Annotated in this window: 18 protein-coding genes; 10 read left to right on the forward strand and 8 right to left on the reverse strand. The window is 69.7% G+C overall.

What is annotated here, in order from left to right; genetic code table 11:
- Positions 1–271 precede the first annotated feature (271 nt).
- Complete coding sequence (locus OG595_RS33580) at positions 272–1,723, forward strand: NCS2 family permease (RefSeq protein WP_329278621.1); 1,452 nt, start codon at positions 272–274, stop codon at positions 1,721–1,723.
- Between the two features lie 107 nt (positions 1,724–1,830).
- Here OG595_RS33580 and OG595_RS33585 read toward each other — a convergent pair whose 3' ends face one another.
- The 3 genes from OG595_RS33585 to OG595_RS33595 all read right to left on the reverse strand — a co-directional run bounded on the left by OG595_RS33585 (position 1,831) and on the right by OG595_RS33595 (position 4,698).
- Complete coding sequence (locus tag OG595_RS33585; RefSeq protein WP_329278624.1) at positions 1,831–3,285, reverse strand: peptidoglycan D,D-transpeptidase FtsI family protein; 1,455 nt, start codon at positions 3,283–3,285, stop codon at positions 1,831–1,833.
- 144 nt (positions 3,286–3,429) lie between these two features.
- A complete protein-coding gene (locus tag OG595_RS33590; protein ID WP_329278626.1) occupies positions 3,430–3,921 on the reverse strand; it encodes a GNAT family N-acetyltransferase in 492 nt (163 codons plus the stop codon).
- Positions 3,922–3,924: 3 nt separating this feature from the next.
- The gene (locus OG595_RS33595; protein WP_329278628.1) at positions 3,925–4,698 is read right to left on the reverse strand and encodes an IclR family transcriptional regulator; all 774 of its coding nucleotides are present in this window, start codon (positions 4,696–4,698) and stop codon (positions 3,925–3,927) included.
- A 144-nt stretch (positions 4,699–4,842) separates the two neighbouring features.
- Here OG595_RS33595 and OG595_RS33600 point away from each other — a divergent pair, with 144 nt between their 5' ends.
- The 4 genes from OG595_RS33600 to OG595_RS33615 all read left to right on the forward strand — a co-directional run bounded on the left by OG595_RS33600 (position 4,843) and on the right by OG595_RS33615 (position 9,219).
- Positions 4,843–6,372 (forward strand): aldehyde dehydrogenase (NADP(+)), encoded by a 1,530-nt coding sequence (locus OG595_RS33600; protein WP_329278630.1) that lies wholly within the window; start codon positions 4,843–4,845, stop codon positions 6,370–6,372.
- Between the two features lie 106 nt (positions 6,373–6,478).
- Positions 6,479–7,087, forward strand: coding sequence for a DUF1349 domain-containing protein (locus tag OG595_RS33605; RefSeq protein ID WP_329278632.1), 609 nt, complete (start codon positions 6,479–6,481; stop codon positions 7,085–7,087).
- A 224-nt stretch (positions 7,088–7,311) separates the two neighbouring features.
- Complete coding sequence (locus OG595_RS33610) at positions 7,312–8,034, forward strand: DsbA family oxidoreductase (protein ID WP_329278634.1); 723 nt, start codon at positions 7,312–7,314, stop codon at positions 8,032–8,034.
- Positions 8,035–8,106: 72 nt separating this feature from the next.
- On the forward strand, positions 8,107–9,219 hold the full coding sequence (locus OG595_RS33615; RefSeq protein WP_329278636.1) for an aminotransferase class V-fold PLP-dependent enzyme: 1,113 nt from the start codon (positions 8,107–8,109) through the stop codon (positions 9,217–9,219).
- Between the two features lie 63 nt (positions 9,220–9,282).
- On the opposite strand, the gene thpD is transcribed toward OG595_RS33615, so the two are convergent.
- The 5 genes from thpD to OG595_RS33640 all read right to left on the reverse strand — a co-directional run bounded on the left by thpD (position 9,283) and on the right by OG595_RS33640 (position 13,931).
- Positions 9,283–10,179 (reverse strand): ectoine hydroxylase, encoded by an 897-nt coding sequence (gene thpD, locus OG595_RS33620; protein ID WP_329278640.1) that lies wholly within the window; start codon positions 10,177–10,179, stop codon positions 9,283–9,285.
- Between the two features lie 5 nt (positions 10,180–10,184).
- Positions 10,185–10,607: an ectoine synthase gene (locus OG595_RS33625; RefSeq protein WP_329278643.1), complete on the reverse strand. Its 423-nt coding sequence runs from the start codon at positions 10,605–10,607 to the stop codon at positions 10,185–10,187.
- A 76-nt stretch (positions 10,608–10,683) separates the two neighbouring features.
- Positions 10,684–11,964 carry a diaminobutyrate--2-oxoglutarate transaminase gene (ectB, locus tag OG595_RS33630; RefSeq protein WP_329278646.1) on the reverse strand — a complete coding sequence of 427 codons (1,281 nt, stop codon included), beginning with the start codon at positions 11,962–11,964 and terminating at the stop codon, positions 10,684–10,686.
- 31 nt (positions 11,965–11,995) lie between these two features.
- Positions 11,996–12,565, reverse strand: coding sequence for a diaminobutyrate acetyltransferase (ectA, locus tag OG595_RS33635; protein ID WP_329278648.1), 570 nt, complete (start codon positions 12,563–12,565; stop codon positions 11,996–11,998).
- 262 nt (positions 12,566–12,827) lie between these two features.
- A complete protein-coding gene (locus OG595_RS33640; protein WP_329278650.1) occupies positions 12,828–13,931 on the reverse strand; it encodes a pyridoxal-phosphate-dependent aminotransferase family protein in 1,104 nt (367 codons plus the stop codon).
- A gap of 220 nt (positions 13,932–14,151) precedes the next feature.
- Here OG595_RS33640 and OG595_RS33645 point away from each other — a divergent pair, with 220 nt between their 5' ends.
- From OG595_RS33645 to OG595_RS33665, 5 genes are all read left to right on the forward strand, one after another.
- Positions 14,152–14,997, forward strand: coding sequence for a transporter substrate-binding domain-containing protein (locus tag OG595_RS33645; RefSeq protein WP_329278652.1), 846 nt, complete (start codon positions 14,152–14,154; stop codon positions 14,995–14,997).
- Positions 14,994–15,830: an amino acid ABC transporter permease gene (locus tag OG595_RS33650; RefSeq protein ID WP_329278655.1), complete on the forward strand. Its 837-nt coding sequence runs from the start codon at positions 14,994–14,996 to the stop codon at positions 15,828–15,830. The genes OG595_RS33645 and OG595_RS33650 overlap by 4 nt, the downstream gene beginning before the upstream one ends.
- Positions 15,831–15,862: 32 nt before the next feature.
- Positions 15,863–16,675 (forward strand): amino acid ABC transporter ATP-binding protein, encoded by an 813-nt coding sequence (locus OG595_RS33655; protein WP_329283425.1) that lies wholly within the window; start codon positions 15,863–15,865, stop codon positions 16,673–16,675.
- Between the two features lie 10 nt (positions 16,676–16,685).
- Positions 16,686–17,777: an amidohydrolase family protein gene (locus tag OG595_RS33660; protein WP_329278658.1), complete on the forward strand. Its 1,092-nt coding sequence runs from the start codon at positions 16,686–16,688 to the stop codon at positions 17,775–17,777.
- Between the two features lie 156 nt (positions 17,778–17,933).
- Positions 17,934–18,836: an SCO1860 family LAETG-anchored protein gene (locus tag OG595_RS33665; RefSeq protein WP_329278661.1), complete on the forward strand. Its 903-nt coding sequence runs from the start codon at positions 17,934–17,936 to the stop codon at positions 18,834–18,836.
- The last annotated feature ends 88 nt before the right edge of the window (positions 18,837–18,924 follow it).

Below are 18,924 nucleotides of genomic sequence, written 5' to 3' on the forward strand. Positions count from 1 at the left end.
CCTTAGTTTCACTGAGTTTTCCCAGGCCGGCGGCGGCTGCCGGCCGAAACCGGGCGTCTGCGTCACGGCCGCTGTGGTGCGCCGGTGAAGGGATGGTGATCGTTTGGCGCGAGAGCCGAGAGAGTATCAGGCGTGTGTACGGCCCTTCGAGGGTCGTACGACGGGTCGATCCTGATTCCGTAACACGGAGAAAACCTGAGAACGGTTCAACACAGGAACAATCCAGCCAGCATCCGCACACCGATCAACCAGGCAACGAGGAGTAACCGCCATGTCCGAACCACAGAAGGTGGCTGACCGGCCGAACGCCGCGCCCCCCGCGGCGAACAGCGTCGACGGCTTCTTCAAGATCTCCGAGCGGGGATCCACCTTCGCCCGTGAAGTACGCGGCGGCTTCGCCACCTTCTTCACGATGGCCTACATCCTTGTCCTGAATCCCATCATCCTGGGCAGCGCCAAGGACAAGTTCGGCCACCAGCTCGACAACGTCCAGCTCGTCACCGCCACCGCCCTGGTGGCCGCGGTCATGACGATCATCATGGGCGTCGGCGGCAACCTCCCGCTCGCCCTCGCCGCGGGCCTCGGCCTCAACGCGGTGGTCGCCTTCCAGATCGCCCCGCTGATGAGCTGGGACGACGCGATGGGCCTGGTCGTCCTGGAGGGCCTGCTGATCTGCGTCCTTGTGGTGACCGGCCTCAGAGAGGCGATCATGCACGCCATCCCGGGGCCGCTCAAGGCGGCGATCGGGGTGGGCATCGGCCTGTTCATCGCCTTCATCGGCTTCGTCGACGCCGGTTTCGTCAGCCGCATCCCGGACGCCGCGAACACCACGGTCCCGGTGCAGCTCGGCGGCACGGGCACGCTCAGCGGCTGGCCCGTCCTGGTCTTCTGTCTCGGCGTCCTGCTGACCATCGGCCTGATCGCGCGCAAGGTGAAGGGCGCGATCCTGATCAGCATCGTCACGATGACGCTCGTCGCGCTCATCATCAACTCGGTCGCCGACGTCAAGAGCTGGGGCCTGACCACGCCGGCCTGGCCCGACAAGATCGCGGACACCCCCGACTTCGGGCTGATCGGCGACTTCAGCCTGTTCGGCGCGTTCGGTGAGACCACGGTGATCACCGTCGTCCTGCTGATCTTCACCCTGGTCCTGTCGGACTTCTTCGACACCATGGGCACGGTCGTCGGCATCAGCGCCGAAGCCGGTCTCCTGGACGAGGAGGGGAAGGTCCCCAACCTCGGCCGCGTGCTGCTCATCGACGGCGCGGCGGCGGTGGCGGGCGGCGCGAGCTCCTCGTCCTCGGCGACCTCGTTCATCGAGTCGGCGGCGGGTGTCGGTGAGGGTGCGCGCACCGGCTTCGCCAACCTGGTCACCGGCGGCCTGTTCGCCTGCGCGCTCTTCTTCACGCCGATCCTGACGATCGTCCCGATGCAGGCCGCCGCCCCCGCCCTGGTCGCGGTGGGCTTCCTGATGATGACCCAGGTCAAGCACATCGACTGGGACAAGTACGAGATCGCCATCCCCGCGTTCCTGACGATCGCCGTGATGCCGTTCACGTACTCCATCACCAACGGCATCGGCGCCGGCTTCCTGGCCTTCGTCCTCATCAAGTCGGTCCTCGGCAAGGCGAAGGAGGTCCACTGGCTGCTGTGGGGCACGAGCGCCCTGTTCCTGATCTACTTCGCGATCGACCCCATTCAGCAGCTCTTCGGTACGAAGTAGACAGAGGGCGGGGTCCCCGCGCCTGCTTCCAGGGGCGCGGGGCTCTGTCCATTCGCGGCTCCGCCGCGTGGGCGCGACCGGCCACGACGGTGCGGTGGCCGAAAAGCTCACCCGGCCAGCGCGGCGCTCATCATCGCCTTGGCCACCGGCGCGGCCAGCCCGTTCCCGCTCACCTCGGACCGGGCCGCTCCCGACTGTTCGACCAGCACAGTCACGGCAACCTCCTTGCCGTTGGAGTCGGACTTCGCATAGGACGTGAACCAGGCATACGGCGTCTGGCTGTTGTTCTCGCCGTGCTGGGCCGTCCCCGTCTTCCCGCCCACCGTCGCCCCGGCCACCTGCGCGTTCGTCCCCGTACCGTCGGAGACGACCGTCTGCATGGCCGACTGCAACTGCTCGGCCGTCTCCGAGCTGACGATCTCCTTCGTCGACGCGTCGTTGTCGTAGTCCTCCAACACGTCCCCGTCGGAGTTCGTGACCTGGGACACCATGTGCGGCGAGACGAGCTTGCCGCCGTCGGCTATCGCGGCGGACACCATGGCCATCTGCAACGGCGTCGCCGTGACATCGAACTGCCCGATGCCCGTCAGCGCGGTCTGCGACTCGTCCATGTCCGAGGGGTACACGCTCGGGTACGCCCGCACCGGCACGTCCTGCTTCTCGTCGTTGAAGCCGAACTTCTCCGCCATCGCCCTGATCCTGTCCTGCCCGAGGTCGACGGCCATCTTCCCGAACACGTTGTTGCAGGAGTACTGGAGCGCGACCCGGATCGTGGCGTTCTCGCAGGGCGCGTCGGGGTTCTCGTTCGTCAGCTCGCGGGTCGTGCCCGGCAGCGGGTACGGGTCCGGGCTGTCCGTACGGTCGTCCACCGACCCGTACAGCCCGTCCTCCAGGGCCGCCGCCGCGACCACCAGCTTGAACGTCGAACCCGGCGGCAGAGGCTGCCGTATCGCCCGGTTGACCAGCGGTTTGTCGGGGTCCTCGTTGAGCTCGGTCCAGGCGGTGCCGTCACTCGCGCCGGTGATCGTCGACGGGTCGTACGACGGGGTCGACACCATGGCGAGGATCCTGCCGGTCTTCGGGTCGATGGCGACGGCCGCGCCCTTCTTGTCGCCGAGCGCCGAGTACGCCGCCTTCTGCACGTCCGGGTCGATCGTCGTGATCACGTTTCCCGGGGCCGCGTGCTCCTTGGTGACCGTGTCCATGACGGTCGTGAGTCTGCTGTCCGAGCCGTCGAGCACGTCCTTGTAGATGCCCTCAAGCTGTGTCGGCGTGAACAACGGCGTGCTGTAGCCGGTCACGGCGGCGTAGAGCCTGCCGTCCGTGTACGTCCGCTGGTACTTCAGATCCCCGCCGCTCGTCTCCTTCGAGCCGGTGACCGACTCCCCGGCCACGATGATGTTCCCGAGCGGGTTCGCGTACAGCGCGATCGCGTTCCGCCGGTTGTTGCTGTCGTCCGCGAGCGCCTTGGCGTCGTAGAACTGCACCCATGTCGCCCTGACCAGCAGGGAGAGCACGAGCAGCAGTGAGAAGACGGAGGCGCGCCTGATCGTTTTGTTCATCCCGCTCCGAAGACGAGCGGCGCCGAACGGAACGTTCCCTGTCGCCCGATTTCTCATGGCACATTCAGGAAGACCAGGAGGCCGCAGCAGGAGGCTGTAAGGGACACCTGTGCAGCCTGTGCCGCATAGGCCGTCGTACGACGGTCAGGCCTCCAGCGTCAGCACGACCTCGTCGATCTCCGCGCCGCGCGCCTGCGCGAACCCCCGGTCGTGCCCGGAGACGCGGAAACCGCACTTCTCCAGGACCCGCAGCGAACCCGCGTTGTCGGCGGCGGCACGCGCGTGCAGCGGGCGCTCCGCGACCTCGGCGACGAGCGCGCGCAGAGCGGCCGTCGCGATACCGCGGCCCCAGTAGGCGCGGTCGATCCAGTACGTCACCTCGCGGTCGCCCGGCTCGCCGTACACCGCCGCGCTGCCCACCACGTCACCGTCGACGAGGACCGTGCGGTTCAGTACGTCCGGCGCGGCGCGGATCCGCTCCCAGTGGGCGTCGAAGGCGTCCCGGTCGGTCGGGTCCTTCGCCGTGAACGCGGCCATCCACAGCGACTCGGGGTCGTTGGTCTGCCGGAAGAAGACGGGCAGGTCACTGTCGTGGACCTCACGGAGCTCGACCTCCGTGGACGCCGTGTACCTCATCGCTCAGAGCCTCCGGGTGGCCAGGGTCAGCCGGTCGCGTGCGTCGAACAGGGCGTCCTTGACCATCTGTTCATGGGCGGGGGTGAGCCGGGCGACGGGCACCGAGCAGCTGATCGCGTCCCGCGCGGGGGTGCGGTACGGGATCGCCACGCCGAAACAGCGCAGCCCCAGCGTGTTCTCCTCGCGGTCCACCGCGAAGCCCTGCTCGCGCACCAGGTGCAGCTCCTCGATGAGCTTCTCCCGGTCGGTGATCGTGTGCTCGGTCAGCGCGGGCAGCGTCTCCGGGAGCAGTTTGCGGACCTGCTCGTCGGTGTGGGTGGCCAGCAGCGCCTTGCCGAGGGAGGTCGAGTGGGCGGGCAGCCGGCGGCCGACCCGGGTGAAGGGGCGCAGGTAGTGCTGCGACTGGCGGGTGGCGAGGTAGACGACGTTCGTGCCGTCGAGCCGGGCCAGGTGGATGGTCTCCGTCGTGTCGTCGGAGAGCCGGTCGAGGGTCGGGCGGGCCACCGCGACCACCTCGTCGCCGTCGATGTACGAGGTGCCGACCAGCAGGGCCCGTACGCCGATGCCGTACCGCGTGCCCGTGGCGTCCGTCTCGACCCAGCCGAGGTCGACAAGCGTGCGCAGAAGCATGTAAAGACTGGACTTGGGATAACCGACGGCCTCCTGGACCACTGCCAGGGAGTGCATGCCGGGACGTCCGGCGAAGTATTCGAGCAGTTCAACGGTCCTTACCGCGGACTTGACCTGCGCCCCGCCGCCTGTCTCGGCTGCCGACATCGCCCTTGACCCCTTCGTTCGACGGGAAATAGTCTCCAACAGCATATTCATCATCAGAGACGCTGTTCAGCATATCGAACGCAGCTGGTGAATGACGCGGGAAATTCGCATCACAAATGGCAACACAATCTGGAGGGACCCCCGGTGGCAGCAGCACCAGTCTGGAGTGTCGACCCCCGTACCGGGAAGCAGCGGGAGCAGGTCGCTGTCGAGGCCACGGCCCAGGAGGTGGACTCCACCGTCCGTGCCGCGCACGCCGCCCGCCCGGCCCTCGTGGACCGCACGGTCCGCGCGGCCTTCCTGCGCAGCGCCGCCGAGCAGCTCGAAGCGGCCAAGGAGCAGCTCGTCGAGGCCGCCGACGCGGAGACCGCGCTCGGCCCGGTCCGGCTGACCGGCGAACTCGCCCGCACCTGCTACCAGCTGCGGGCCTTCGCGGACATCGTCGACGAGGGCGACTACCTCGACGTCGTCATCAACCACCCCGACGACACCGCGACCCCGCCGATCCCGGATCTGCGGCGCTACAAGATTCCGCTGGGCGTCGTGGCCGTCTACTCGGCCTCCAACTTCCCCTTCGCCTTCTCCGTCCCCGGCGGCGACACCGCGAGCGCGCTCGCGGCCGGCTGCCCGGTGGTCGTCAAGGCCCACCCCGACCACCCGGGCCTGTCCGAGCTGGTCGCGGCCGTCCTGCGCCGGGCCGCGGCCCTGCACGACATCCCCGAGGGCGTCGTCGGCCTGGTCCACGGCTTCGAGGCGGGCGTCGAACTGGTCAAGCACCCGCTCGTCGCGGCGGCCGGTTTCACCGGTTCCGTACGAGGCGGCCGTGCCCTCTTCGACGCGGCTGCGGCCCGTCCGGTCCCGATCCCGTTCCACGGCGAGCTGGGCTCGCTGAACCCCGTGGTGATCACGGAGGCGGCGGCCAACGAGCGCGCCGAGGCGATCGGTACGGGACTCGCGGGCTCCATGACGATGGGCGTCGGCCAGTTCTGCGTGAAGCCCGGCCTGGTGCTGGCGCCGGCCGGCGCGGCGGGCGACCGGCTGCTGAAGTCCCTGACGGACGCGGTCAGCGACACCGCGTCCGGTGTCCTCCTGGACCACCGGATGCGCGACAACTTCGTCGCCGGGGTCGCCGAGCGCGCCGAGCTGCCCGACGTCGAGTCCCCGGTGACGCCGGGCGCGGGCGGCGAGCACACGGTCAGCGCGGGGTTCCTCACGGTCGCGGCGGAGAAGCTCGCGGCGGAGGGGGCGTACGACCTGCTGCTGGAGGAGTGCTTCGGGCCGGTCACCGTGGTGGCCCGCTACGCGGACGACGCCGAGGCGAACGCCGTTCTCTCGCGGCTGCCGGGCAACCTCACGGCGACGGTCCACCTCTCGGCGGAGGAGGCCGCGGGGGAGGGGCGCGGGGCCGAGATCCTGGCCGAGCTGACTCCGCTGGCGGGGCGTGTGCTGGTGAACGCGTGGCCGACCGGGGTCGCTGTGGCCGCGGCCCAGCAGCACGGGGGGCCGTACCCGGCCACGACGTCGACGTCGACCTCGGTCGGCGGGACGGCCATTGAGCGCTGGCTGCGGCCGGTGGCCTACCAGAACACGCCTGCCGCGCTGCTGCCGGTCGAGCTGCGGGACGAGAACGAGCTGGGGCTGCCCCGGCGGTTCAACGGTCGCCTGGAGCGCTAGCGCCGCGGGGGTGCGGTGGATTTCGCGGCTGCGGGCCCGTTGTGGCTGATCGCGCAGTTCCCCGCACCCCTCAAGCCCGCCTCTCTGGACCTGCGATAATCAGGCAATGGACCTGGAGCTTTCCCCACTGCCCTTTCCCCTCCGCACTTATGGGCCCGACGGGCACTGGTCCTTCGAGGACGGGGTGCTCACCGGGTGGGCCGGGCCCCGGCAGGACCGGTTCGTGCCGCCCACCGGGGAGGCGCTGGACCCCGCCGCCGACGCGCCGCGGCTGCTGGGCGCCCCGGAGGGGGAGTTCCAGCTGATCGCCCGCGTCACCGTCGGGTTCGGGGCTGCCTTCGACGCCGGGGTGCTCTACGTCCATGTCGGCGAGCGGGCCTGGGCCAAGCTCTGCCTTGAGTACTCCCCGGATGTGCCCACCGTCTGCACGGTGGTCACCCGGGGACACTCCGACGACGCCAACTCCTTCACCGTGGAAGGCAGTTCGGTCTGGCTCCGGATCAGCCGCACCGGCCGCGCCTTCGCCTTCCACGCCTCACGCGACGGCGAGAAGTGGACCTTCGTCCGCCTGTTCACCCTGGGCGACGAGAAGGAGGCCGACGCGGCCCTGGTCGGCTTCATGACCCAGTCCCCGATGGGGGAGGGGTGCGTGGTGACGTACGACCACATCGAGTTCCGGCCGGAATGGCCGAAGGACCTGCGGGACGGCAGCTGAGGGCTGCGCTGGGCTTGGGCCGGGTGTCATCCGGGGGCGCAGGGTCAGGTTGTCGTGCGGGTGCGGTCCGGCGTGGCTTGTCGCGCGCAGTTCCCCGCGCCCCTGGGTGCGCCGCAGGCGCCCCGGGGCGTGGGAATGATCCGCGCTGATTGAACGTTCACACACTCAGCGGAGGGTGTCTCCGCACCCGTATCCGTACCCGTACGACCTGGAGAGCCGAAGACATGCGCGTCGAGATCTGGAGCGACATCGCCTGCCCCTGGTGCTACGTCGGCAAGGCCCGTTTCGAGAAGGCGCTGGACGCCTTCCCGCACCGGGACGGCGTCGAGGTGGTGCACCGGTCGTTCGAGCTGGACCCGGGGCGCGCCAAGGGCGACATCCAGCCCGTCCTCAAGATGCTCACCAAGAAGTACGGCATGAGCGAGGCGCAGGCACAGGCCGGGGAGGAGAACCTGGGCGCGCAGGCCGCCGCCGAGGGACTCGCGTACCGCACCCGGGACCGTGACCACGGCAACACCTTCGACATGCACCGGCTGCTGCACCTCGCCAAGGACAAGGGGCGCCAGAACGAGCTGATCCAGCTCTTCTACCAGGCGAACTTCGCCGAGGAGCAGTCCGTCTTCGGCGACGACGAGCGCCTCGTGGAGCTGGCCGTCGCCGCCGGCCTCGCCGCCGACGACGCCCGGGGCGTACTCGCCGACCCGGACGCCTACGCCGACGCCGTGCGCGCCGACGAGCGCGAGGCCGCCGAACTGGGCGCCAATGGCGTGCCGTTCTTCGTCCTCGACCGCAAGTACGGTGTCTCCGGCGCCCAGCCCGCCGACGTCTTCGCCCAGGCACTCACCCAGGCGTGGGGCGAGCGGCCCGCTCCCCTCAAGGTCGTCCGGGCGGAGGGCGACAGCGCCGAGGTCTGCGGGCCCGACGGGTGTGCCGTACCCCAGAAGTAGCGCCGCGAGGGAAAACCGCAGCTCAAGGCCTACGTATAAGCAGTCCTTCGCGGTGCCGTGCAGAATTCGGCAATGGACGAGGGGATCTTCGGGCCGCAGAGTGGTCCCATGGAGACCTCCGTGAAAGCCTCGACATCCGAGAACCTCCGCAACCTCGTCCGTGCCGAGTTCGCTCCGAAGACCACCTACCTGAACACCGCGAGCACCGGGCTCCTCCCCGCCCGCGCCGTGGCCGCCATGCGAGACGCCGTGCAGTCCGTGGCCGACGGCCGGCCACAGGACATGTTCGCCGACGTGGAGGCCTCGCGCGCCGCCTTCGCGCGGCTCGTCGGGGTTTCCGACCGCAGGGTCGCGGCCGGGGGCTCCGTCGCGGTCTACACCGCGCTGATCGCCGCCTCGCTGCCCGCCGGCGCCGAAGTCCTCACGGCCGAGGACGACTTCACCTCCGTCCTCAACCCGTTCCACGTACGCGGGGATCTGAAGGTGCGGACCGTGCCGCTGGAGCGGATCCCCGAATCGGTCCGGCCAGGCACCGCCCTCGTCGCCGTCAGCGCCGCGCAGTCCGCCGACGGACGCGTCGTCGACCTGGCCGCGCTGCGCGAGGCCGCCCGCGAGCACGGGGCCCGTACGTACGTCGACGCCTCCCAGGCCACCGGCTGGCTGCCCATCGACGCGGACGCCTACGACTACGTCTCCTCCGTCGCCTTCAAGTGGCTCGTCTGCCCACGGGGCGTGGCCTTCCTCGTCGTACCCGAGGACCTGGGCGGGCTGACGCCGGTCTTCGCCGGCTGGGTCGCGGGGGAGGAGCCCTGGGACAGCTGTTACGGCCCGGTGCGTGAACTCGCCCACTCCGCAAGGCGGTTCGACGAGAGCCCCAGCCTGTTCTCCTACGCCGGAGCCCGCCACTCCCTCGCCCTGATCGAGGAGTTGGGCGTGGACACCGTACGGGCCCATGACCTCGCGCTCGCCGACCGGTTCCGCGCCGGCCTCGACCGGCTGGGACACCGGCCCGTACCGGCACCCGGCTCGGCCATCGTGTCGGTCCCGCAACTCGGCTACCGGCAAGCCGAGTTGAGCAGGGCCGGGGTCGAGGTGTCCGACCGCGCCGGAAACCTGCGCGCGGCCTTCCACCTCTACAACACGCCTTCGGACGTCGACCGGCTCCTGGACGTCCTGTCCGGCTGAACCGGCGACCGACGACGTGAGAACCCCGGGAGCGCCCGGCCCGCACTGCCCTGGGCCGGGCGCTCACCCCACCGGTGTGAAGTCCCGCGCACCGATGAACTCCGGCCTGCGCACCGGTGCCGCGAACGGCTCCACCGCCCGGTTCTCCACGCTGTTGAACACGATGAAGACGTTGCTGCGCGGGTACGGCGTGATGTTGTCCCCGGAGCCGTGCATGCAGTTGCAGTCGAACCAGGTCGCCGAACCCGCCCTGCCCGTGAACAACCTGATGCCGTGCTCGTCGGCGAGCGAGGTCAGCGCCTCGTCGGACGGGGTGCCCGCGTCCTGCATCTGGAGCGACTTCCTGTAGTTGTCGTCGGGCGTCGCCCCCGCACAGCCGAGGAACGTGCGGTGCGAGCCCGGCATGATCATGAGGCCGCCGTTGGTGTCCAGGTTCTCGGTCAGCGCGATCGAGACGGACACCGTCCGCATGTTCGGCAGACCGTCCTCCGCGTGCCAGGTCTCGAAGTCCGAGTGCCAGTAGAAACCGCCCGCCCCGAACCCCGGCTTGACGTTGATCCGCGACTGGTGGACGTAGACGTCGGAGCCGAGGAGCTGCCGGGCGCGTCCGACGACCCGCTCGTCCCGCACGAGCCCGGCGAACACCTCGCTGATCCGGTGCACCTCGAAGACCGACCGGATCTCCTTCGACTTCGGCTCGATGATCGACCGTTCGTCGGCCCGGACGGACGGATCGGCGACCAGCCGCTCCAACTCAGCCCGGTAGAGCGCGACTTCGTCGTCATCGAGGAGCCGGTCGAGCGCCCGGAAACCATCACGTTCGTACGCCATGAGGTCGGCCGCGGCGAACGGTCCCGGCGTGTCCGGCGCACCCCAGAGGACCGGGTCCTGACGGGGCACGGACACCTCGGCGGAGCCACGGGTGGGGTACAGGTCGGTGAGAGCGGACGTGGGTGACATGGGTGTCAGACCTCCTCGGAGTCGGGGGCGAAGTCGGGTTCCGTCAGCAGGGGATAGACGCCGTTCTCGTCGTGGTCCTCGCGGCCGGTCACGGGCGGGTTGAAGACGCACAGGCAGCGGAAGTCCTCCTTGATCCGCATCGTGTGCCGCTCGTGCCCGTCGAGGAGGTACATCGTGCCGGGGGTGATCGTGTACGTCCGCCCGGTCTCGTCGTCGGTCAGCAGGGCCTCGCCCTCGACGCACACGACGGCCTCGACGTGGTTCGCGTACCACATCGACGTCTTCGTGCCCGCGTACAGAACCGTCTCGTGGAGCGAGAAGCCGACCCGCTCCTCGGCGAGGACGATGCGTTTGCTCTCCCAGGTACCGGACGCCGCCCTCACATGCCGGTCGGTGCCTTCGATGTCCTTGAACGAACGGACGATCACGTGCTCAACAACCCCTTTCTCAAATGGTTCAGACGTGCTGACGTGCTGGCGTTCGGACAGCAGTTCAGACAGCTGTTCAGACGATCTCGACGGTTTCGCGTACGGCACGGGCGATGATCCGCAGGCCCTCGTCCAGTTCCTCGGGCGTGATGGTGAGCGCCGGCAGCAGCTTCACGACCTCGCTCTCCGGGCCGGACGTCTCGATGAGCAGCCCGAGTTCGAAGGCCCGCCGCGCGACCCGCCCCGCACGCGCCTTCTCGTGGAACTCCAGGCCCCACACCAGGCCCCGGCCCCGGTACTCCTTGACGTCGGCGAGGTTCTCCTCGGTGATCGAGATCAGCGCCTCCTCGACCTGCTCGCCACGGGTGCGCGTCTGCTTCTCCATGGCGGAACCGTCGGACCAGTAGGTCTCCAGCGTGGCGGTGGCCGTCACGAACGCCGGATTGTTGCCGCGGAACGTGCCGTTGTGCTCGCCCGGCTCCCAGACGTCCAGCTCGGGCCCGAACAGGCAGAGAGACATGGGCAGTCCGTACCCGCTGATGGACTTCGACACGGTGACGATGTCGGGTACGACGCCCGCCTCCTCGAAGGAGAAGAAGGCGCCGGTGCGCCCGCAGCCCATCTGGATGTCGTCGACGATCAGCAGCATGTCCTGCCGCACACACAGGTCGGCCAGCGCCCGCAGCCACTCCGGGCGCGCCACGTTGATGCCGCCCTCGCCCTGCACGGTCTCCACGATCACGGCGGCCGGCTTGTTTAGTCCGGAGCCCTGGTCCTCCAACAGCCGCTCGAACCACAGGAAGTCGGGGACGGTCCCCTCGAAGTAGTTGTCGAACGGCATCGGCGTGCCGTGCACCAGCGGCACGCCCGCACCGGCCCGCTTGAAGGCGTTGCCGGTCACGGCGAGCGACCCGAGGGACATACCGTGGAAGGCGTTGGTGAAGGACACGATGGCCTCCCGCCCCTTCACCTTCCGCGCCAGCTTCAGCGCCGCCTCGACGGCGTTGGTGCCCGTCGGGCCGGGGAACATGACCTTGTACGGCAGGTCGCGGGGCCGCAGCACCAAGTCCTGGAAGGACTCCAGGAACGCGCGTTTCGCGGAGGTCGACATGTCGAGCCCGTGGGTGACGCCGTCCCGCTCCAGATAGTCGATCAACGCCCGTTTGAGTACGGGGTTGTTGTGGCCGTAGTTGAGTGATCCGGCGCCCGCGAAGAAGTCGAGGTAGGCGTGGCCGTCCTCGTCGTACATACGGCTGCCCTGCGCACGGTCGAACACGGCGGGCCAGCTGCGGCAGTAGCTGCGCACCTCCGACTCGACGGTCTCGAAGACGCTCAGGTCGGGCTGGGTGATGGTCACGTCGGTGAACTCCTTGAGGTGGGGGGCGAGATCAGCCGGAGAGTCCGGAGAGTCCGGACGGTTCGGAGAGTCCGAAAGGTTCGGGGGAATCCGAGGAATCGGAGAGGGGGCCGATGCGGTACAGGACCTCGGGGTCGTGCGGGTCGTTCGGGAACTGGGCCGCGTCGAACAGCACCTCCCGCTGGACGGTGGCGCCGTGGCGCTCCGCGAACGAGGTGAACAGCTGCTCCGAGGCGGTGTTGCGCGGCGTGATGGTGGTCTCGACGGTGGTGAGCCCCTGCTCGGCGCCGACCCGCCGGGTCAGCCCGTCGAGCAGTGCCGCGGCGAGCCCGCGCCCCCGGTGGCCGACGTCGACGGCCACCTGCCAGACGAGCAGGGTGCCGGGCCGGTCCGGCCGGACGTACCCGGTGACGAAGCCGACCGGGCGCCCGCCGGAGTCCCGGGCGACCGCCGAGGTGGCGGCGAAGTCCCGGCACCACAGCAGATAGCTGTACGACGAGTTGAGATCGAGAACCTTCGAGTCCCGGGCTATCCGCCACAGCGCGGCCCCGTCGGCAATCGCCGGTCGGTCTATTTGCAGGTCTGTCCGTGCTGCGCTCATGCAAATCGAACTTACCGAGAGAAAATCAAAAATGCATCGCGGATCGGGGTTCCGGGCGGGCGTGGAATGTGTTATCCCCGGGGCATGGAAGAGCCCGCTTTGTCCAGTAAATAATCAGACAAAGCGGGCGGGTTGTTGAGTGGATCACAATCATGCAATTCACTCAGGTCGTTCGCGAAATCTTTGCGTTTAGGTCGATGAAAAGCGGGCAGGCGAATGCGGGAAGCTACCTCGAATTGAATTGCCCAATTTCATCGCGCATTCACGAGAAATTCGCGACCGCATGCTGCCGGGCGCCTTCGGTGTCCACCGTCAGCCCACGGTCCGCCAGCGCCGCGCCCAGTGCGGCCAGACTCCCGAGCACCGCCTCCCGCGTCGCGTCCGCGCCGTAGTGGTTGACCCTGATCATCTCCTTGGCCAACGCGCCCCCGCCCGCCGCCAGCGGCAGCGCCGGATCGGCGGCCAGCGCGCTCGCCACCAGCTCCGACGCGACTACCCCGGAGGGTGCCCGCAGGGTCGTGGCGACCGGCGCCGCGTCCCCGGCCTCGTGCACATACGGCTCAAGGCCGCCGCCCAGCGCGAGCGCCCCCGCCCGGGTGGCCGCCGCCGCGGCGGCGTGCCGGGCCATCACCGTGTCGAGCCCCGCCGCCTCGATCCGCTCCACGCACGCCTCCAGCGCGAGCATCTCCAGCTGGGCGGGAGCGTGCGGGAGCGCGCGCCGGCCGCCGTCGATCCACCGCTCCTTCCAGTCCAGCAGCGAGAGGTACGACCGCCGCGGTGCCCCCGGATTCGCCGCCATCCGCGCCCACGCCCGCTCGCTCACCGACACCGCGGACACCCCGGCCGGACCGCCCATCGCCTTCTGCGCCCCGATCACGCACAGGTCGACACCCCACGCGTCCGGCAGCACCGGCTCGGCGCCGACCGAGGCGACGGCGTCGAGGTAGAAGAGGGCGCCGTGTTCCCGTACGGCCTCGCCGATCTCCGCGACCGGATTGGTGTTGCCGGTCGCCGCCTCCGCGTGCACCAGCGAGACGAAGTCGATCTCCGGGTGCTCGGCGAACGCCTCCCTGATCCGCGCGGCCGTGACCGCGGCGTGGAAGGGCACCCTGAGATCGACGACCGTGGCGCCGCAGTCCCGCAGCCAGTCGCCGAACGTCTGCCCGTAGGGGCCGGTGACGACGTTGAGAGCGGTCGTGCCCGGGCCCGCGGTCCCCCTGATGGCGCCCTCCAGGGGCAGCAGCGCCTCGCCCTGCATGATCACGACGTCCTGTTCGGTGGAGAGCAGCCGCGCCACGCGGTCCTCGATCGACGCGAAGCGCGCGGCGGTCAGCGGCGCCAGGTCCAGGAAGGGGTGTGCGGTCACGGTGGTGCTCTCTTCGGATAGCGGGGTAGGTGAGCCGGGTCGAGACTAACCGGAGAGCCTCCGGGCCCTCGGGCCGACGGGATCGGAGGCCGCGCGGCCTGAAAACCGCAGGCTGAATGGCGCCGTAACCATGGGAATAGTTTGAGATAGTCAAACGTCTCCTTATGATCAGAAGCCGCAGTCCCTCTAGTCCCCCACAGTCCCCCCACAGGAGGTCCCCGTGAACACGGTCCTCGCACGACGGTCCCGCATCCTGGCCGCCACCACCGCGACGGCCGGGCTCCTGCTCGTGGCCGGCTGCTCCTCGGACGACGACGGCGGTGGCGCCGCGAAGACCGCCGCCGGCGGGGTCGAACTCGTCAAGGGCGGGCAGCTCACCGTCTGCACGCACCTTCCCTACCCGCCCTTCCAGTCGGAGATCGACGGCAAGGTGCAGGGCTTCGACGTGTCGCTCGTCGACCTCGCCGCCAAGAACCTCGGCGTGAAGCAGGAGATCCTCGACACGCCCTTCGAGAACTTCAAGACGGGCGCCTTCCTCAACGCGGACCAGTGCGACCTCGGCGCGGCCGGCATGACCATCACCGACGAACGCAAGAAGAACGTGGACTTCTCCGAGCCCTACTTCGCGGCGACGCAGGCCGTCCTCGTCGACAAGAAGAGCGGCATCACCTCCTTCGCGGACCTCAAGGACAAGAAGGTCGGCGCCCAGGCTCAGACGACCGGCGAGGACTACGCCAAGGGCAAGGGCCTCGACCCGGTCTCCTTCGAGTCCTCCGACGCCGTCCTCAACGGTCTGCGCACCGGCCAGGTCGAGGCCGTGATCATCGACTACCCGGTCGTCCAGGGCTGGCTCAAGGACTCGGCCAACGCCGACGCCTTCAAGGTGGTGGACAACCTCAACACCGGTGAGCAGTACGGCTTCACGGTGAAGAAGGGCAACACCAAACTGCTCGCCGCCCTCAACAGGGCGATCACCGACGCGAAGGCCGACGGCACCTACAAGAAGCTGTACGAGCAGTGGATCGGCCCGTACGACGAGTCCGCGGCAGCTCCGTCCGCGTCATGACCGACGCCCACGCGAAGCAGGTGCAGCCCCGTAGGCAGGGGCTGAGCCGCACCCAGAAGCGGGCGCTGTCCCGTGGCGCGCAGTACGCGCTGTTCGTCGCGGCCGTCGTCGCCCTCGCGGTGTCGGCCGACTGGGCCCGTCTGAAGAACCAGTTCGCGCAGGCGGACCTGGCCGAGCAGATGTTCCCGGAGATCATCACGCTGGCCCTCAAGAACACCGTCCTCTACACCCTGTCGGGCTTCGTCTTCGGCCTGGTGCTGGGGATGGCGGTCGCCCTGATGCGGCTGTCGCCGGTGGGCCCCTACCGCTGGGTCGCGGGCATCTACATCGAGATCTTCCGCGGCCTGCCGGCCCTGCTGATCTTCATCTTCGTGGGTGTGGCGGTGCCACTCGCCTTCCCCGGCACGGAGATTCCCGGCGGGACGTACGGCAAGGTGGCGCTGGCACTCGGCCTGGTGTCGGCGGCGTACATGGCGGAGACGATCCGCGCGGGCATCCAGGCGGTGCCCAAGGGGCAGATGGAGGCGGCCCGTTCACTGGGCTTCTCGCACGCGCGGGCCATGGTCTCGATCATCATCCCGCAGGCGTTCCGCATCGTGATCCCGCCGCTCACCAACGAGTTGGTGCTCCTGTTCAAGGACTCCTCGCTGGTGCTGTTCCTCGGCGTCACCCTGGAGGAACGCGAACTGGCCAAGTACGGCCGTGACCTGGCCAGCCAGACCGCCAACTCCACGCCGATCCTGGTGGCGGGCCTGTGCTATCTGCTGGTGACGGTGCCGCTGGGCTTCGTCGTACGAAGGCTGGAGACGAAGGCGGGGGAGGCGACGAGGTGACCGAGGGTACCGAGGACATGAGTGGGCCGGACATGAGTGTGCCGGAGATCGAGGTCCGGGGCCTGTACAAGTCGTTCGGCGACAACGAGGTGCTGCGCGGCATCGACCTGGAGATCGGGCAGGGCGAGGTCGTGTGCGTGATCGGCCCGTCCGGGTCCGGCAAGTCGACCCTGCTGCGCTGTGTGAACCTGCTGGAGGAGCCTACGAAGGGCCAGGTCTTCGTCGGTGGTACGGAGGTCACGCACCCCGACGTCGACATCGACGAGGTCCGCCGCCGGATCGGCATGGTCTTCCAGCAGTTCAACCTCTTCCCGCATCTGACGGTGACGGAGAACCTGACGCTGCCGCAGCGCCGGGTGCTGAAGCGGGACAAGGCCGAGGCCGCGCGGGTGGCCGCGGAGAACCTGGAGCGGGTGGGCCTCTCGGAGAAGGCGGACGCGTACCCGTCGTCCCTGTCCGGCGGCCAGCAGCAACGGGTCGCCATCGCGAGGGCGTTGGCGATGGGCCCGGAGGTCATGCTCTTCGACGAGCCGACGTCGGCACTCGACCCCGAACTGGTGGGGGACGTACTGGCGGTGATGCGCAGGCTGGCGAACGAGGGCATGACGATGATGGTCGTCACGCACGAGATGACGTTCGCCCGCGAGGTCGCCGACCGGGTCGTCTTCATGGACGGCGGAGTGATCGTCGAGGAGGGCACCCCGGCCCGGGTGATCACCGACCCGGCCCACGAGCGCACCCGCCACTTCCTCTCCCGGCTGCTGGACCCGGCGATGGCGGACGTGGAGGAGGAAACGGCACAGGAGGCGGAGGGGGCGGGGGAGAAGCCGGCGGGGCCGAACTAAGGTGCCGTCCATGAGCGATCAGACGGTGCTGCGGGTGAAGGGGCGGGTGCTGGTCGGCCCGGAGGAGATCCGGGACGAGCTGTGGGTGGTCGGCGGCCGGATCACGTACGACCGGCCGCCCGGTGCCCGTGACGTCCGCACGGTGGAGGGCTGGGCGCTGCCCGGCCTGGTCGACGCGCACTGCCATGTGGGCCTGGGGCCGCAGGGTCCGGTGCCCGAGGACACGGCGGAGAAGCAGGCGCTGACCGACCGGGACGCCGGGACCCTCTTGGTCCGGGACGCGGGCTCACCGTCCGACACCCGCTGGACCGACGCCCGCGAGGACCTCCCGAAGATCATCAGGGCGGGCCGGCACATCGCCCGCACCCGCCGCTACATCCGCGGTTTCGCGCACGAGATCGAGCCGGACGACCTGGTGGCGTACGTCGCCAGGGAGGCCCGGCGCGGCGACGGCTGGGTGAAGCTGGTGGGGGACTGGCTGGACCGTGGCACCGGCGACCTCTCCGCCTGCTGGCCGCGCGAGGCGGTGGAGGCGGCGATCACGGAGGCCCACCGGCTGGGCGCGCGCGTCACGGCCCACTGCTTCGCGGAGGACTCCCTGCGGGACCTGGTCGAGGCCGGCATCGACTGCGTCGAGCACGCGACGGGCCTGACCGAGGACACGATCCCCCTGTTCGCCGCACGAGGCGTCGCGATCGTCCCGACCCTGGTGAACATCGCGACGTTCCCGAACCTGGCGGCAGCCGGCGACGCCAAGTTCCCGACCTGGTCGGCCCACATGCGCCGCCTGCACGAACGCCGCTACGACACGGTGCGTTCCGCGTACGACGCCGGGATCGCGGTGTACGTCGGCACGGACGCGGGGGGCACGTTGCCGCACGGGCTGGTCGCGGCGGAGGTGGCCGAGCTGACCAGGGCCGGCATCCCGGCGGTCGAGGCGCTGTCGGCGACGACATGGGGTGCGCGGGAGTGGCTCGGGCGGCCCGGCCTCGCGGAGGGGGCGGCGGCGGACCTGGTGGTGTACGAGAGCGATCCGCGGGCGGACGTACGGGTGTTGGGGGCGCCGTTGCGGGTGGTGCTGAACGGTCGGGTCGTGGGGTGACCCGGGTGACTGCGGGGAACATCCGTGCCGTGGGATTCGAAGATCTGCGCGGAAACCCCACGTAGGAGTGAAGTCCCGTCGGATTGCTGACCGTTGACTCCCTGTACGTAATTCTTACCGGGTCCCAAGCGTGTCTCTTCCGAGGGGTCCCCAACCGTGAACGCCACCAACTTCCGCATGCCCGCACGCCGTCTGGCCACCGTCGCGGCAGCCACGGCCCTGGTGGCCGCCGGTCCCGCGGCCCTGGCCCACGCCACGGAGGACCAGGGCCGCGCGAGCGCGGTCGTCCTCCGCACCGGGCTGAACGTGTCCCTCCTCAACAAGGGCGTGAACGTCCCGCTCGCGGTCGCGCTGAACGAGGTGCAGGCTCCGCAGACCGCCCAACAGACGGCCCTGACCGCGACGTTGGACGGTGTGGACGGCGGAAGGCCGTTCACCGTGCTCGGTGCGGAGGTCGCCGAGGCCAAGGCGGCGGTGTCGGACGGGAAGGCGGAGGCGTCGACGAGACTCGCACACGCCAAGCTCCACGTGCCCGGCCTCCCCCTCCTGGCGCTGATCGAGGTGGAGCAGGTCACGTCGAAGGCGACCTGCGTGGCCGGGGAGAAGCCGGTCGCCTCCTCGAACCTCCTGGGTTCGGTGACGGCGCTCGGAAAGAAGGTGACGCTGACGCCGAGCGGCCCCGTCGAGGTGAAGGTGCCGGGAGTCGGCGAGGTGCGCCTCGACCTGTCGCAGTCGGAGACGACGACGCGTACGGCGGCTGCGACCGCGCTCGAACTCAAGGTGTCCGTCAACCCGTTGGACCTCAACGTGGCGGAGGTCGAGGGCACGGTGACACTGGCGAGGTCGACCTGTGAGGCACCGGCCGTACAGGCGGCTCCGCCGGCCCCGACGCCGACGGAACCGGCTCCTGAGGTGAAGCCGCAGGGGGCACCGGCGGAGGCGGGGCTCGCGGAGACGGGCGGCAGCTCGATGACGCCGTATCTCGCGGGCGGGGCGGTGGCGCTGCTCGCGGCGGGCGCCGGAGCGGTCGCCCTGGCCCGCCGCCGCACCAGGAACTGACGCGCCGGACCCGTCCGTTCCTGGGGGCTGCGCCCCCCAGACCCCCGCTTTCGGCCCTGAAGGGGCCTCGACCTCAAGCGCCGGACGG

The organism is Streptomyces sp. NBC_01451, from assembly GCF_036227485.1.
Lineage (GTDB): Bacteria > Actinomycetota > Actinomycetes > Streptomycetales > Streptomycetaceae > Streptomyces.